This window comes from uncultured Stenotrophomonas sp. (genome assembly GCF_913778665.1).
Classification (GTDB): domain Bacteria; phylum Pseudomonadota; class Gammaproteobacteria; order Xanthomonadales; family Xanthomonadaceae; genus Stenotrophomonas.
Genome location: NZ_CAJYVQ010000012.1, coordinates 376,649 through 391,654 on the forward strand (window position 1 = coordinate 376,649; position 15,006 = coordinate 391,654).

Genomic DNA, 15,006 nt, shown 5'->3' on the forward strand with positions numbered 1-15,006 from the left:
GCCAGAACGCCAGATGTTCGATACCTATCTGTCCGATCCGCAGGTCTACGATCGTCTTGAACAGCATATCCACGACCACTTCATGACGGGAATCAACGCGGCAAGCCTGCGCATTGAAGACTTCCGCAGCCCGCACTACAGCACGTTCTTCGTCGATGGCACTAAGGATCGCGATGCCAACCCGATCTTCTCCGCCAAGCACCTGCCCAGCGGCAACATCGTTCGTATCGTCATTTTTGACAGCCCGCCTGAGTACAGCGAAGTCCGTAAGCGGGTAGGGGATAACGAGGAGAAGGACGAGCTCTGCCTGTTCACAACGCTTCTGGGCGTGCAGCGCGCGATGAGCACGACCGTGGCCTGGGCGCAGCAACAGGTGTCCATCATCCCGGCCACTCGTCAGTAGACCCACGCCATGTGTGGATGCGCTTAGGTGGGGCGCGCAGCGTACAGCCGGCCCCACCCGCAGCGTGTCACGGTCGCCTCAGGCCTCGCGCAGCGCCAACGCCGGCGGCGTATGCAGGATTGCCCGGGTACCCCACCAGCCCGCCAGCAGGCTCAACCCGATGCCGACCACGCCGCCGATCAGCAGGCCCGGCCACGGCGGCAGCAACGGCAGCTCGAACACCTTCTGCGAGACCACCACACCGATGGCCGCGGCCGCACCGACCGCCAGCAACGCGGCCAATGTGCCCAGTGCGCCGAACTCCACCAGCACTGCGCCGCGCAGCTGGCGTCGGGTCGCGCCCAGCGTGCGCAGCACCGCGCTGTCGTAGCGCCGCTCGCCGGCCGTGGCCTGCAGCGCGGCCAGCAGTACCAGCACGCCGGCCAGCAGGCTGAACACCATCACCAGCTGCACCGCCTGCGCCACGCGGTCCATCACGTCGCGCACCTGCGAGATCACCGCATCCACATCCAGCAGCGACAGGTTGGGTTGTGTGCGTACCAGTTCGCCCAGCCCCGCGGCCTTGCCCGCCGGCAGATGGAACGCCGACAGCAGGTTGTGCGGGGTGTCACCCACCGCGTTCGGGTTCAACAGTACGAAGAAGTTGGGCCGGAAAGTGTTCCAGTCCGCCTTGCGTACGCTGGTGACGGTGAACTCGCGCTCCTGCTCGCCCACCGCAATGCTGATGCGGTCGCCGGGATACACGCCGTAGCGCTTGGCCCAGCCGATTTCCACCGAGGCTTCCGGTGCGGTGCTGTCGGTTTTCCAGAACGAGCCATTGACCAGCGTATTGGCCGGCGGGAACGTGCTGCGCCAGCTGAAATTCAACGGCCGGTTCTCGTCATCGCGCTGGCCGCCCTGCGCCGGTTGCCTGTCCTGACCCGGCTCGCGGTCCACGCGCTGCGGTGGCTTGCCGTTGATGGCGATCAGGCGCCCGGTGGCCATCGGTTCGATGCTGGCGTCGTTGGCGCCCAACCCACGCAGCGTCGCCAGCACGCTGTCACGCTGCTCGGGCTGGATATTGATCAGGAAGTAATTGGGCGTATCCGCGGGAAGCCGCTCGCGCCATTGCTGCAGCAGGCCGGGGCCGGTCACGGCCAGCAACAGCAGCGCGCACAGCGACAGCGACAACCCGACCAGCTGCATCACCGCCAGCATCCGGCGCCGGGTCAGCGCGGCCAGGCCCAGCCGCCAGTTGCCATGCAGGCGGTGTTGCAGGCCGCGCAACAGCTGCAGCAGCACGAAGCCGAGCCCGCCGGCCGCCACCGCCAGCGCGGCCAGGCCGCCCAGCACCCACAGCGCCAGCTTGAGGTCACCGGTGACCTGCACCGCCAGCAACAGGCTCGCCCCCAGTGCGGCCACATAGGCCAGCAGCGAGGCACGCGGCAGGGCGGCGAAGGAACGGTTGAGCACGCGCATCGGCGGCACCCCACGCAGGCGCAACAGCGGCGGCAGGCCGAAGCCGAACAACAGCAGCAGACCGATACCGGCGCCGGTCAGTGCCGGCATCGCTTCGGGCAGCGGCAGGCGCTGCGGCACCAGGCTGCCCAGCACCTGCACCAGCCCTTCCTGCGCGGCCATGCCCAGGCCGATGCCGAGCGCGCAGGCCGGTACCGCCAGCATCAGCAGTTGCAGCGCCAGGCCGAGCAGGATGTCGCGCTGGCGCGCGCCCAGGCAGCGCAGGATCGCCACTTGGTCGATGCGGCGCAGGGCGAAGCGGTTGGCCGCCAGCGCGGTGGCGACGCCGGCCAGCAGCACCGCCAGCAGCGCGCTAAGGCCAAGGAAGCGCCCGGCCAGGTCGAAGGCCTGGCGCACGCCGCGCTGGGTGTCGTCCACGCTCAGCAGGCGCAGGCCCTTGACCTGCGGCAGCAGCCATTGCCGAAACGCGGCGATCTGGTCTGCCGGCCCGGCGAACATCAGCCGGTGGTTGATGCGGCTGCCGGGGCCGAGCAGGCCGGTGCCATCCACATCGGCGCGGTTGACCAGCAGGGTCGGCGACAGGGTGAGCAGGTCGCCGCCACTGTCCGGCTCGGCCTCGATGATGCCGCTGATGCGTAGCGTGCCGGCGCCGAATTCGAGATCATCGCCGGCCTTCAGGCCCAGTGCCTGCAGCAGGCGTGGGTCGGCGTAGGCCTGGCCCTGGGGCGGCATGCCGGCGTTGGCGATCAGCGCACCACCGGGCGTGCTGCGCACTCGCAGCGTACCGCGCAGCGGATAGCCTGCCTGCACAGCCTTGATGCTGGCCATCTGGCTGGCATCGCCATGGAACAGGACGCTGCCGAAGCCGGCGATGCGGGTGTGTGCCAGCCCGCGTCGCTGCGCCTCGTCGGCGAAGTTGGCGGGTGGGTCGTCGCGCCCGGCAATGCCGAGGTCGCCGCCGAGCATCTCCGCCGCGCTGCCGGTCAGGGCCAGGTTGACCCGGTTCACCAGCGTGCCGACCGCGGTCATCACCGCCACGCCCAGCACCAGCGCAGCGAACACGGTCAGCAGGTCGCCGGCCAGGGCCTCGCGGCGCAACGCGCGCCACGCGTGCCGCAGCACGTTCATGCCTGGGCCCCGCGTTCGACCGGCAGCAGCCGGCCATCGTCAATGCGGTGGATGAACTGGCAGCGCTCGGCCAGGCGCAGGTCATGGGTGACCAGCACCAGGGTGGTGCCGCTGCCGGCATTGAGTTCGAACAACAGGTCGCTGATGTGCTGGCCGGTGGCGTGGTCGAGCGAGCCGGTCGGTTCGTCGGCGAACAGGATGCGCGGGTGGGTGACGAAGGCGCGGGCCAGCGCCACGCGCTGCTGCTCGCCACCGGACAGCTGGCGCGGGTAGTGGCGCGCACGATGGGCCAGGCCGACCTGGGCCAGCACCTCATCGACCCGCGCGCGGTCCTCGCGCCCGGCCAGCTCCAGTGGCAGCGCCACGTTCTCGGCGGCGGTCAGCGCCGGCAGCAGGTGGAAGCTCTGGAACACGAAGCCGACCTCGCGCGCGCGCAGCTGGGCGCGTGCTTCCTCGTCAAGGTTTCCCAGATCGTGCCCGGCCAGATGGATGCTGCCGCGGCTGGGCAGGTCCAGCCCGGCCAGCAGGCCGAGCAGGGTGGTCTTGCCGGAACCGGAGGCGCCGACGATGGCCACGCTGGTGCCTTCATGGACGGTCAGGGTGATGTTGTCCAGTATGTGGACTTCACCCTCCGGGCCCTGCACGGACTTGCCGACCTGGTCGACGGCGATGGCGACGGGCGCGCTGCGGGGGGACAGGCTGTCGATGAGGAGACTCCAGATGCGCAAGACGGAATGGAGCCGGCGAGCCGGCGCGATGATGGTGCTGCTGCTAGCGTTCCTGCTGTTGCCGGGGCTGGCCTGTGCCAAAGGTCCGGCCGGCACCGTGCTGGTGCTCGGCGACAGCCTCAGTGCTGCCCACAATATCCCCGCCGACGCCGGCTGGGTCAGCCTGCTGCAGCAGCGGGTCAGGCCGCAGTCGAAAACGCCGGCGCGCATCGTCAACGCCAGCATGAGCGGGGAAACCACCGCCGGCGCGCTGACCCGGCTGCCGGGGCTGCTGTCCAGGGAGAAGCCGACCGTGGTGGTGATCGCCCTTGGCGGCAATGACGCGCTGCGCGGGCTGACCCCCGCGCAGGTGCAGGCCAATCTGGAGAAGATGGTGCAGGCCAGCCAGAAAGCCGGTGCCAAGGTCCTGCTGCTGGGCATCGATGTGCCGCCCAACTATGGCCCGGCCTACCGCCAGCGCCTGGCGGCGGTCTATCGCGCGGTGTCCACCCAGTACAAGGTGCCGCTGCTGCCGTTCCTGCTGGAGGGCGTGGCGCTGCAACCGGGCATGATGCAGGCCGACGGCCTGCACCCGACCGCGCAGGGACAGCCGAAGGTACTGGACAACGTCTGGCCGCTGCTCAGGCCGCTGCTCTGAACAATTTTGTTTCCTCTTGACGGAACTTCACATCACGTCCACCGTCGATGCGGCATGTTTCACAAAGCTGAAGTTAGAGGGAATCACATGCGTCAGACGAAGGAGACCTCCGGCTTGGTGCTGGTGGTCGAAGACAACCGCAACATCTCCGAAATGATCGGGGAATACCTGGAAGGTCGCGGCTTCGAAGTCGACTATGCACAGGACGGCCTGGATGGCTACCGCCTAGCGGCGGAAAACAGCTATGACGTCGTTGTGCTCGACCTCATGTTGCCGCGCCTGGATGGCATCGAAGTGTGCCGCCGCCTGCGCAACGATGCGCGCAAGTCCACCCCGGTGCTGATGCTCACCGCGCGCGACACCCTGGACGACAAGCTCACCGGCCTCGGGTTCGGCGCCGATGACTACCTGACCAAGCCGTTCGCGATCCAGGAACTGGAAGCCCGCCTGCGCGCGCTGATCCGCCGCGAACGTCGCCAGGTCGGTTCGGAAGTGCTCAAGGTCGCCGACCTCGTGCTCGATCCGGTCAGCATGCGTGCCACCCGTGCCGGTACCGAGCTGCAGCTTTCGCCGATCGGCCTGCGACTGTTGACCATCCTGATGCGCGAATCGCCGCGTGTGGTCACCCGCCAGGAGATCGAGCGCGAGATCTGGGGCAACGGCCTGCCGGATTCGGACACGTTGCGCAGCCACCTGTACAACCTGCGAAAGATCATCGACAAGCCGTTCGACCGTCCGCTGCTGCATACCGTGCAGAGCGCCGGCTACCGCATTGCCGACATCGCCCAGCCAATGGCCTGAGCAGGGCCCGCACCGGTGCTGCAGCAGGCCCGGCCGGGTAATGGCCACGCACGTGGGCAGGGGATGACCGGCCGGTATTGCCGACGGTCATCACCCATGCCCCCCCACTGCGCAGTGCGCTGCCTATAATCGCAGCGCTCTGACCGGGACTCCGTAATGCCGCACGGCCTGCCGCGCAAGATCCGTATCGCCTTCATCCTGCAGGCAGTGCTGGCCAGCCTGGGCATCCTGCTCGGTGCCTGGCTGGTCTCGCTGGTGATCAAGCACAGCCTGGTGGGCGCCGCCCTGCGCGAAGAGGCGGCGTACTTCTGGACGCTGCACGACGCATCACCGGTGCAGCCACCACCCAACACCCAGAACATTCGCGGCTATCTGCTGGAAAGCGGGCAGTCGGCACTGTCGTTGCCGGCCAACCTGCGCAATCTGGAGCCCGGCTTCCACGAACTGCCCAAGGACGACCAGCTGGTGCTGGTCGACGTGCGCCCGGCCGGTCGCCTGTACCTGGTGTTCCTGCGCTCGCGCGCGGAGATGCTGGCGTTCTGGTTCGGCATCGTGCCGGTGCTGTTGACCCTGCTGGCGGTGTATGGCGCCAGCTGGGTGACCTACCGCGCATCCAAACGGCTGGTATCGCCGGTGAACTGGCTGGCACGGCGGGTGTCGCGATGGGACCCGGGACATCCGGAGGCGGCCGATCTGGAGCCGAACAAGCTGCCGGCCGACATGCAGGGCGAGACCCGACAGCTGGCCGCCGCACTGCATTCGCTGGCCAACCGGGTCAGCGCGCATGTGGCGCGCGAACGCAACTTCACCCGCGATGCCAGCCACGAACTGCGCACCCCGCTGACCGTGATCCGCGTTGCCAGCGACATGGCACTGGGCGATGAAACCCTGGAGCCGCGCCTGCGTCGCAGCCTGCAGCGCATCCAGCGCGCCGGGCGTGACATGGAAGCGGTGATCGATGCGTTCCTGATCCTGGCCCGCGAGGCCGACGTCGAGCCGCAGATCGAGCTGTTCGACGTCAACGACATCGTCCGCCATGAAGTGGACAACGCCAACGAACTGCTCGGGTCGCGCCCGGTCGCGGTGCACCTGCACAGTGATGGCCCGGCGCAGCTGCATGCGCCGCCGCGGGTGCTGCAGGTGGTGGTCAGCAACCTGGTGCGCAACGCCTGCAGCTACACCGACGAGGGCCGCATTGACGTGCAGGTGCTCAATGACCGGGTGGTGGTGCGCGATACCGGCATCGGTATGTCGGCCGAGGCATTGGCGCGCGCGTTCGAGCCGTTCTATCGCGCCGAACCCAGCCGCCCGCAGGGCACCGGCCTGGGCCTGTCGATCGTGCGCCGCCTGTGCGACCGCTTCGGCTGGAAGGTCAGCCTGAGCAGCGAACCGGGGAAGGGCACCGAGGCCACGGTGATCTTCCGCTGATGCGGCGACCTGCCACCCTGCACGAAGCCGAGCAGGGCTCGGCTCTGCAGGAACCGGCTTTGTAGCGTCGAGCCATGCTCGACTGCTTTACTTGCCGGAAAGTCGGTAGATCCACGCGATGCGTGGATGGGGCTCAGTTGCAGTTGACCTTCGGCGCCACCGCCTTGGTCCAGATCGCATAGCCGGCCGGGGTCATGTGCAGCATGTCCTCGCGGAACAGCTTCGCGTCCGGCTGGCCGTCGGCACCCAGCATCGGCGTGTAGATGTCGGTGAAACCGGTGTTGGGCAGCTTGGCCAGGGCGGCCTTGATCAGCGTGTTGGCCTCGTTGATCGCCGGCAACAGGTGCGCGCGCGACGGGCTCGGCTTGATCGACAGGTACTCCACCCTGGTCTTCGGCAGGTCACGATGCACGCGCTGCACGAAGGCGACCACGTCGTCACGCACCTGCACGGCGCTGCGGCCGCTGTTGAGATCATTGTCGCCAGCGTAGAAGAACACCTTGCACGGCGCATACGGCACCACGATCTGGCCGGCATACCAAGTGCTGTCGCGCACTTCCGAGCCACCGAAGCCACGGTTGAACACCGGTTGCCCCGGGAAGTCCTGGGCCAGGCTCTCCCAGAAGCGGATGGACGAGCTGCCGATGAATTCGATGCCACCCCGCGGCGGCGGGTTGGCCTGGTCTGCGCTGGCAAAGTGGGCCATGTCGCTGGCCCACGCCACGTTGGAGACCTGTTCGGGGACACGCGGTTGCCTGGCCGGGCTCAGGGCCTGGGCCAGCGGTGCGGCGGCCAGCAGGCCCAGCATCAACAGGCAGGTAGGGCGACGGGACATCGGGCGCTCCAGCAGGAAAGAGGCCTCCATCATAGGAGGAGGCGGCGGCCGGGCGCTTTCCCCACCTGGGCCATTCGCACGGGCTGCGCAGGGTATGGCTGGCGGCCTTGTGGCAAAATGACGGCCATCTGCCTATTCCTGTGCACCTATGATTCCCTGCCGTGCGTCTGAGCGGTCGCTGCGCCGCGCCCCTGTTGCTGGATGTTCCACCCGTGGCTGATCAGTTCGGTCATCTGCCCCGTGGCCCGCGCCGCATCTTCCAGGCCGCCCGCTGGTCCTGGCAGGGCCTGCGCGCCGCTTGGCTGCACGAGTCCTCGTTCCGGCTGGAGGTCTACCTGCTGATCCTGCTGGCTCCGGTCGCGATCTGGCTGGGCCAGACCCCGGTGGAGCGCGCGCTGCTGATCGGCTCGATGCTGCTGGTGCTGGCGATGGAACTGGCCAACTCGGCCATCGAGGCGGTGATCGAGCGCTACGGCAGCGAGATCCATGAACTGGCTGGCCGCGCCAAGGACATGGGCTCGGCGGCGGTGTTTGTGCTGATGATGAACGTACTGCTGTGCTGGGCGCTGGTCGTGGTCCCGCACGCGCTGGCCGGCAATTACCGCTGAAACCCCATTCCCCCACTGCCTTGAAGAGTTTCCATGTCCTTTGAGTTCCTCGCCGACCCCAACGCCTGGGTGACCCTGTTCACCCTCAGCGCGCTGGAAATCGTGCTCGGCATCGACAACCTGGTGTTCATTTCCATCGCGGTCAGCAAGCTGCCGGAAGAGCGTCGCCCGTTCGCGCGCAAGCTCGGCATTGCGGTGGCCTGCATCACCCGCATCGCGCTGCTGGTTTCGCTGGCCTACCTGGCGCACATGGCCGCCAACCTGTTCACCGTGGCCGGCATGGGCATCTCCATCCGCGACCTGGTCCTGATCGTCGGCGGCCTGTTCCTGATCATCAAGGGCTACATGGAGATCAAGGAGCTGATCACCGGTGGCGAGGATGAAGATCCCAGCACCACCAAGGCTTCGGCGGTGTTCGGCTACGTGATCGCCCAGATCGCGGTGATCGATATCGTGTTCTCGCTGGACTCGGTGATCACCGCGGTCGGCATCGCCGACCATATCCCGGTGATGGTCGCCGCCATCCTGCTGTCGGTGATGGTGATGCTGCTGGCCGCCAATCCGCTGGGCCGTTTCATCGATGCCAACCCGACGGTGAAGATGCTGGCGCTGGCCTTCATCCTGCTGATCGGCGCGGTGCTGATCCTCGACGGCCTGGACGTGCACGTGCCCAAGCCCTACATCTACGCCGCGATGGGCTTCTCGGTGCTGGTGGAGTGGCTGAACCTGCTGATGCGCCGCCGCGCACGCGATCACCACGTGCCGGGTGCCGGCGACTGGTAAGCGATCCACCCAGGACCCCCGGCACTGCCGGGGGTCCTGCGTTATGGGGCAGGTATCGGATCTGCGGGAATGGCTACGGTCGCCACCTGTGAACCGGGGTCAACACTGTTTTCCCCCGCCGAGGCTTAATCGGCGGCGGGAAAGCGCGCAGGCTACGCAGCTTCCATTTCCTCCCCCAGGAATCCCCATGAATTCCAGAGCCGCGCTGCTGGCCCTCGCCGTTGGCGCCTTCGCAATCGGCACCACTGAATTCGCCCCGATGGGACTGCTGCCGGTCATCGCTGATGGCGTCGGCGTGAGCATCCCGTCGGCCGGCATGCTGATCACCGGCTACGCGGTCGGCGTGATGCTGGGGGCGCCGGTGATGACCCTGCTGATGGGCCGGTTCGGCAAGCGCACCGCGCTGATGCTGCTGATGTCGATCTTCGTGGTCGGCAACCTGTTGTCCGCGCTTGCACCGAACTACGGCCTGCTGCTGCTGTCGCGGCTGGTCACCAGCCTCAACCACGGTGCGTTCTTCGGCATCGGCGCGGTGGTCGCCGCCAGCCTTGTGCCGAAGGACAAGCAGGCGGCGGCCGTCGCCACCATGTTCATGGGCCTGACCATCGCCAACATCGGCGGTGTGCCGCTGGCCACCTGGGTCGGCCAGCAGCTCGGCTGGCGCCTGTCCTTTGCCGGCACCGCAGCGCTGGGGGTGGTCGCGATCACCGCGTTGGGCCTGGCCCTGCCGGCATCGGCGCCGGGTCCGCGCCCGGACGTGCGTCGCGAGATGCGGGCGATCCTGCAGCCACAGGTGCTGCTGGCGATGGGCACCACCGTGCTCGGCGCGGGTGCGATGTTCACCTTGTACACGTACGTGGCGCCGGTGCTGACCGAACTGACCGGAGCCTCCAACGCCTTCATCGCGATGTCGCTGATGCTGATCGGTATCGGCTTCACCGTCGGCAACGGCATCGGCGGGCGCATGGCCGACTGGTCGCTGGATGGTGCCACCCGCATCCTGCTGGCGGCGCTGGCTGTGCTGATGTTCGTGCTGCCGCTGGCCTTCATGCATCACGCCACTGCGGCACTGGGTGTACTGCTGTTCGGCGCGGCGACCTTCGCCATCGTGCCGCCGCTGCAGATCCGGGTGATGCAGGCCGCCAGCGAGGCGCCGGGCCTGGCGTCGTCGATCAATGTGGGTGCGTTCAACCTCGGCAACGCCGTGGGCGCCGCACTGGGTGGCGCGGTGATCAGCTCGGGCCTGGGGTACGCGGCGGTGCCGGTGGCCGGTGGCCTGCTGGCGGCATCGGGCCTGCTGCTGGCGTGGCTGGGGCGTCCACGCAGCGCGGTGGCTGAGGCCTGCTGAGGGGGGTGGGGTTACGGCAGGGCTTGCAGCCCTGCACCCGCTACAGGCCAAGGCAACGGCCGAAGCAACAGCAACTGCAACAGCCGGCGCTGGTTTTCTGAGGGTTGGGCGGGGCGGTGTGGGTTGGCAGGACACGCCGTGAACCCATCCATAGGGGCTCGATGGCGCCATCCATGGCGGCAACGGTCCTGCCAACCCACACCGCCCCACCTCCGACAGATTGCCGCGATCTGTCGTAACGGCGTTCCGCTCTGGTAGGTGTCGACCTTGGTCGACACGAATGCCTCAAGAACCCGCTTTTGCTTTGATTTTTTCTTTTGATCTTCCCGCGGTGCGCAGGAAACCGTATGAGGCCGGGCGGGTAGGCGTGGCGGGGGTATCCGCGCCATGGATGGCGCGGCTGAGCCTCCAGGGACGGATTCACGGCGTCCCCCGCCATGTCCACCCGCCCGGACTACTCAGGCGATCCATGAGCATGGCCACCGCGGAGGGGGCGCCGCCCGATGGCCGGTCTTTCACCCCAACCATGGCATGCTCGGCGCCACGTCCACCCGGAACCTCCGCCATGCGCCTGTTCACCCGTGTCCTGCCCCTGATACTGCTGGCCTCCCTGCTCTCCGGCTGCGGCTACAACGCCATCCAGCAGAAGGATGAGGCGGTCAAGGCCAGCTGGTCGGAAGTGCTCAACCAGTACAAGCGCCGCGCCGACCTGGTGCCCAACCTGGTGCAGACCGTGAAGGGCTTTGCCAGCCAGGAAGAGCGCGTGCTGACCGAAGTCACCAACGCCCGCTCGCGGGTTGGCCAGATCAACGTCAACGCCGATGACGAAGCCTCGCTCAAGCAGTTCCAGCAGGCCCAGGGTGAACTCGGCAGCGCGCTGTCGCGGCTGCTGGTGGTCACCGAGAACTACCCGGTGCTGAAGTCCGACCAGAACTTCCGCGACCTGCAGGCGCAGCTGGAAGGCACCGAAAACCGCATCACCGTCGCCCGTGGCCGCTACATCCAGCAGGTGCAGGACTACAACACCTACATCCGCTCGTTCCCGCAGGTGATCACCGCCAAGATCTTCGGCTACAAGACCAAGCCGAACTTCACCGTGGAAAACGAAGCCCAGATCTCCAACGCGCCGGCGGTCGATTTCGGCAACGCGCCGCAGCAGCCGGCCCCGCAGCCGGGTCACTGAGCCATGCGCCTGGCCACTGCGCTGCTGGCCCTGCTGATGTGGCTGCCGCTGGCGTCGCAGGGGCAGCAGCTGGCGCCGATTCCGGCGCTGGATTCACCGGTGGTCGATACCACCGGCACGCTGGATGCGACGCAGAAGCAGGCGCTGGTGCAGCAGGCGGTCGAGCTGCAGCAGCGCAAGGGCAGCCAGCTGCAGGTGCTGGTGGTGCCCAGCACCCAGCCCGAGGACATCGCGCAGTACACCACGCGGGTCTTCGACCAGTGGCAGATCGGCCGCAAGGGCGTGGATGACGGGGTGCTGCTGGTCGTGGCCAAGGAGGACCGGCGCGTGCGCATCGAGCCGGGCTACGGCCTGGAAGGGGCGATTCCCGATGCCATCGCCAACCGGGTCATCCAGGAATACCTGGTGCCGCGCTTCCGCAGCGGCGACTATGCCGGTGGCATCAGCGACGCCACCGGCGTGCTGGTCAAGCTGATCGACGGCGAAGACCTGCCGGCGCCGGTCAGTGGCCATCGCGGGCGCGAGCCCGATGGGGGCGGCGACAGCTGGCTGCTGGCGCTGTTCATCGGCGTGTTCGCCGGCAGCATCCTGCGTGGTGTGTTCTCGCGGGTGCCGCGCCCGCTGCGCGGCCTGCTCGGTGGCGCCGGTGCGGCACTGGCGGCGTTCCTGTTCACCTCCACGCTGCTGGCCAGCGGCCTGGCCGGTATCGTGGGCCTGATCGTGGCCATGCTCTCCGGGCACCCGGGCCGCTTTGCCGGCGGCGGTGGCTGGGGCGGTGGCAGCTGGGGCGGCGGCGGCTTCGGTGGCGGGGGGGGATTCGGCGGCGGCTGGGGTGGCGGTGGTGGCCGGTCCGGTGGCGGCGGTGCTTCGGGGGGCTGGTGATGATCCAACGTCTGTGGCGCCATCTGTTCTCGCCGTCGGTACGGCGCGCGTTCCCGCCGGCCACGCTGCAGGCGATCACCGAGGCCATCGCCGCCGGTGAGCAGCGCCACGGCGGCCAGGTGATGTTCGCGGTGGAAGCCGACCTGCCGCTCGACGCGCTGTGGCGGCGGGTCACCCCGCGCCAGGCCGCCGAACATGCCTTCGCCCGCCTGCGCACCTGGGATACCACTCACAACAACGGCGTGCTGATCTACCTGCTGCTGGCCGACCATGCGATCGAGATCGTCGCCGACCGTGGCCTGCACGGACGGGTCAGCCCGGCGCAATGGCAGCGGGTCTGTACCCATCTGCGCGAGGGCCTGCGCGGGGCCAACCCGGTGGCGGCGCTGCAGGGCGCCATCGATGAGGTGTCAAGCCTGATCGAAGGGCACTTTCCGGCGGCGGCGCGGTCCGAGGATGACGCGTTGCCGGACACCCCGCAGATCCTGGGCTGAACCCCGTTCTGCGATGTGCGGGCCGACCCGTGCCGATGCCGGCCCGGGGCCGGGCCGGGACGCTAAAATGTCCGTACTCCTGCCAGGCGTCTTCCATGATCTATTTCCACGACATCGACCCCATCGCCCTCTCGCTGGGGCCGATCAAGGTGCATTGGTACGGCATCATGTACCTGCTGGGCTTCACCGCGGCCTGGCTGCTGGGCCGCAAGCGCATCGCCGACGGGCGCCTGCCGGGCGTCGATGCCAACGGCTTCTCCGACCTGCTGTTCTACGCCATGCTCGGCGTGGTGCTGGGCGGACGCATCGGCTACATGCTGTTCTACGCGCTGGGCGATTTCCTGCACAACCCGCTGCTGCTGTTCAAGGTGTGGGACGGCGGCATGAGCTTCCACGGCGGCCTGCTGGGCGTGATCGCGGCCTGCTGGTGGTGGTCGCGCAAGCACGCGCTGCACTTCTTCGACACCATGGATTTCATGGCGCCTCTGGTGCCGCTGGGCCTGGGCTTCGGCCGCATCGGCAACTTCATCGGCGCCGAACTGTGGGGCAAGTACACCGATGGCAGCTGGGGCGTGGTGTTCCCGTCGGGCCTGCCGGCGCCGCTGAACCAGCTCGACCACGCGACGCTGCAGGCGCAGTTCGCCAGCGGCGCACTGAACCAGTTCGCGCGCCATCCGTCGCAGCTGTACGAAGCCTTCCTGGAAGGCCTGGTGATGTTCGTGGTGCTGTGGACGGTATCGGCCAAGCCCCGCCATCGTTACCTGATCGGTGGCCTGTTCGCGCTGCTGTACGGCATCTTCCGCTTCGCGGTGGAGTTCGTGCGCATGCCTGACAACGGCATCTACGTGGCCTTCGGCTGGCTGACCAAGGGCCAGATCCTGTGCGTGCCGTTGATCGCCTTCGGCCTGGTGCTGCTGGTGATGTCGCGCCGCGCGCCGGTGCTGCAGCCGCAGCTGCCGGTGGCTACCGAGGGCAAGGCATGAAGCCCTACCTGGACCTGCTCTCGCATGTGCTTGAGCACGGCGCGGAAAAGAGCGACCGCACCGGCACCGGCACCCGCAGCGTGTTCGGCTGGCAGATGCGCTTCAACCTCAACGACGGCTTCCCGCTGGTCACCACCAAGAAGCTGCACCTGCGCTCGATCATCCACGAGCTGCTGTGGTTCCTGAAGGGCGACACCAACATCGGTTACCTGAAGGACAACCAGGTGCGGATCTGGGACGAGTGGGCCGATGCCAACGGCGATCTCGGCCCGGTGTACGGCAAACAGTGGCGCAGCTGGGCCACGGCCGATGGCGGCGCGATCGACCAGATGCAGTGGCTGGTGGACGAGATCAAGCGCAACCCCGATTCGCGGCGGCTGGTGGTCAGCGCCTGGAACGTGGGCGAGCTATCGCAGATGGCGCTGATGCCGTGCCACAACCTGTTCCAGTTCTACGTAGTGGACGGCAAGCTCAGCTGCCAGCTGTACCAGCGCAGCGGCGACATCTTCCTCGGCGTACCGTTCAACATTGCCAGCTACGCGCTGCTGACCCACATGGTGGCGCAGGCCACCGGTCTGGGCGTGGGCGACTTCGTGCATACGCTGGGCGATGCGCACCTGTATTCGAACCATTTCGAGCAGGCCCGCGAGCAGCTGTCGCGCGAACCACGCGCGCTGCCAAAGCTGTGGTTGAACCCGGAGGTGACCGACCTGTTCGGCTTCCAGTTCGACGATATCCGCATCGACGGCTACGATCCGCATCCTGCCATCAAGGCGCCGGTGGCGGTGTGAGCGCGATGAAGCTGTCGATGATCGTGGCGCTGGACCGCAACCGTGGCATCGGCCAGGGCAACGCCATGCCCTGGCACCTGCCGGATGACTTCAAGCACTTCAAGGCACTGACCCTGGGCAAGCCGATCCTGATGGGGCGCAAGACGGCCGAGTCGATCGGCCGCGTGCTGCCGGGGCGGACCAACCTGGTGCTGACCCGCAGCGGCCAGGTGCCGTTCGAGGGCATGCGCGCGGTGGCGTCGCTGGAGGAGGCGAAGGCGATTGCCGAAGGCGAGGGCGCTAGCGAGCTATGCGTCATCGGCGGCGGCGAGATCTTCCGTCAGCTGCTTGACCAGGCCAGTGACCTGTACCTGACCTGGGTCGATGCCGAAGTACCGGCCGACACCCATTTCCCCGAGGTGGATGTCGCGGTGTGGCAGGACGTGAGCAGCGAGCCGCACCCCGCCGACGAACGACACGCCTACGCGTTCCGCTTCGTGCACTACATGCGCCGCTGATCGCGCAGATACCAACGAA

16 protein-coding genes are annotated in these 15,006 nt (G+C 67.8%); 13 read left to right on the top strand and 3 right to left on the bottom strand.

Features of this window, described 5'->3' with window-relative positions; translation table 11 throughout:
- The first annotated feature begins 13 nt into the window (after positions 1-13).
- Entirely contained in the window at positions 14-403 is a 390-nt protein-coding gene (locus QZ853_RS19350; protein ID WP_295578342.1) for a hypothetical protein, read from the top strand.
- A 78-nt stretch (positions 404-481) separates the two neighbouring features.
- Here the strand turns inward: QZ853_RS19350 and QZ853_RS19355 are convergent, their stop codons facing one another.
- Positions 482-2,989, bottom strand: coding sequence for an FtsX-like permease family protein (locus tag QZ853_RS19355; protein WP_295578350.1), 2,508 nt, complete (start codon positions 2,987-2,989; stop codon positions 482-484).
- A complete protein-coding gene (locus tag QZ853_RS19360) occupies positions 2,986-3,633 on the bottom strand; it encodes an ATP-binding cassette domain-containing protein (RefSeq protein ID WP_345777923.1) in 648 nt (215 codons plus the stop codon). The genes QZ853_RS19355 and QZ853_RS19360 overlap by 4 nt, the downstream gene beginning before the upstream one ends.
- 61 nt (positions 3,634-3,694) lie before the next feature.
- On the opposite strand from QZ853_RS19360, the gene QZ853_RS19365 reads away from it, so the two are divergent.
- The 3 genes from QZ853_RS19365 (at position 3,695) to QZ853_RS19375 (ending at position 6,583) form a co-directional block, all read left to right on the top strand.
- A complete protein-coding gene (locus tag QZ853_RS19365) occupies positions 3,695-4,354 on the top strand; it encodes an arylesterase (protein WP_295578363.1) in 660 nt (219 codons plus the stop codon).
- Between the two features lie 87 nt (positions 4,355-4,441).
- Positions 4,442-5,155 (top strand): response regulator transcription factor, encoded by a 714-nt coding sequence (locus tag QZ853_RS19370; protein WP_002811889.1) that lies wholly within the window; start codon positions 4,442-4,444, stop codon positions 5,153-5,155.
- A gap of 156 nt (positions 5,156-5,311) precedes the next feature.
- Positions 5,312-6,583, top strand: a complete 1,272-nt coding sequence (locus tag QZ853_RS19375) for a HAMP domain-containing sensor histidine kinase (RefSeq protein WP_295578369.1) — start codon at positions 5,312-5,314, stop codon at positions 6,581-6,583.
- A gap of 133 nt (positions 6,584-6,716) precedes the next feature.
- Here QZ853_RS19375 and QZ853_RS19380 read toward each other — a convergent pair whose 3' ends face one another.
- Complete coding sequence (locus QZ853_RS19380) at positions 6,717-7,418, bottom strand: SGNH/GDSL hydrolase family protein (RefSeq protein ID WP_295578376.1); 702 nt, start codon at positions 7,416-7,418, stop codon at positions 6,717-6,719.
- Between the two features lie 212 nt (positions 7,419-7,630).
- Here QZ853_RS19380 and QZ853_RS19385 point away from each other — a divergent pair, with 212 nt between their 5' ends.
- From QZ853_RS19385 to QZ853_RS19425, 9 genes are all read left to right on the top strand, one after another.
- Entirely contained in the window at positions 7,631-8,026 is a 396-nt protein-coding gene (locus QZ853_RS19385) for a diacylglycerol kinase (RefSeq protein WP_295578389.1), read from the top strand.
- Positions 8,027-8,059: 33 nt separating this feature from the next.
- Entirely contained in the window at positions 8,060-8,809 is a 750-nt protein-coding gene (locus tag QZ853_RS19390) for a TerC family protein (protein ID WP_295578395.1), read from the top strand.
- Between the two features lie 187 nt (positions 8,810-8,996).
- Positions 8,997-10,157: an MFS transporter gene (locus tag QZ853_RS19395; RefSeq protein WP_295578414.1), complete on the top strand. Its 1,161-nt coding sequence runs from the start codon at positions 8,997-8,999 to the stop codon at positions 10,155-10,157.
- 565 nt (positions 10,158-10,722) lie between these two features.
- On the top strand, positions 10,723-11,340 hold the full coding sequence (locus QZ853_RS19400) for a LemA family protein (RefSeq protein WP_295578421.1): 618 nt from the start codon (positions 10,723-10,725) through the stop codon (positions 11,338-11,340).
- Between the two features lie 3 nt (positions 11,341-11,343).
- Complete coding sequence (locus tag QZ853_RS19405) at positions 11,344-12,222, top strand: TPM domain-containing protein (protein WP_295578441.1); 879 nt, start codon at positions 11,344-11,346, stop codon at positions 12,220-12,222.
- Positions 12,222-12,716: a TPM domain-containing protein gene (locus tag QZ853_RS19410; protein ID WP_295578457.1), complete on the top strand. Its 495-nt coding sequence runs from the start codon at positions 12,222-12,224 to the stop codon at positions 12,714-12,716. The genes QZ853_RS19405 and QZ853_RS19410 overlap by 1 nt, the downstream gene beginning before the upstream one ends.
- Before the next feature lie 95 nt (positions 12,717-12,811).
- Complete coding sequence (gene lgt, locus QZ853_RS19415) at positions 12,812-13,699, top strand: prolipoprotein diacylglyceryl transferase (protein ID WP_295578476.1); 888 nt, start codon at positions 12,812-12,814, stop codon at positions 13,697-13,699.
- Positions 13,696-14,490 carry a thymidylate synthase gene (locus tag QZ853_RS19420; RefSeq protein ID WP_295578484.1) on the top strand — a complete coding sequence of 265 codons (795 nt, stop codon included), beginning with the start codon at positions 13,696-13,698 and terminating at the stop codon, positions 14,488-14,490. Before lgt ends, QZ853_RS19420 begins: the two co-directional genes overlap by 4 nt.
- Positions 14,491-14,495: 5 nt before the next feature.
- Positions 14,496-14,987 (top strand): dihydrofolate reductase, encoded by a 492-nt coding sequence (locus QZ853_RS19425; protein ID WP_295579023.1) that lies wholly within the window; start codon positions 14,496-14,498, stop codon positions 14,985-14,987.
- Positions 14,988-15,006: the final 19 nt, after the last annotated feature.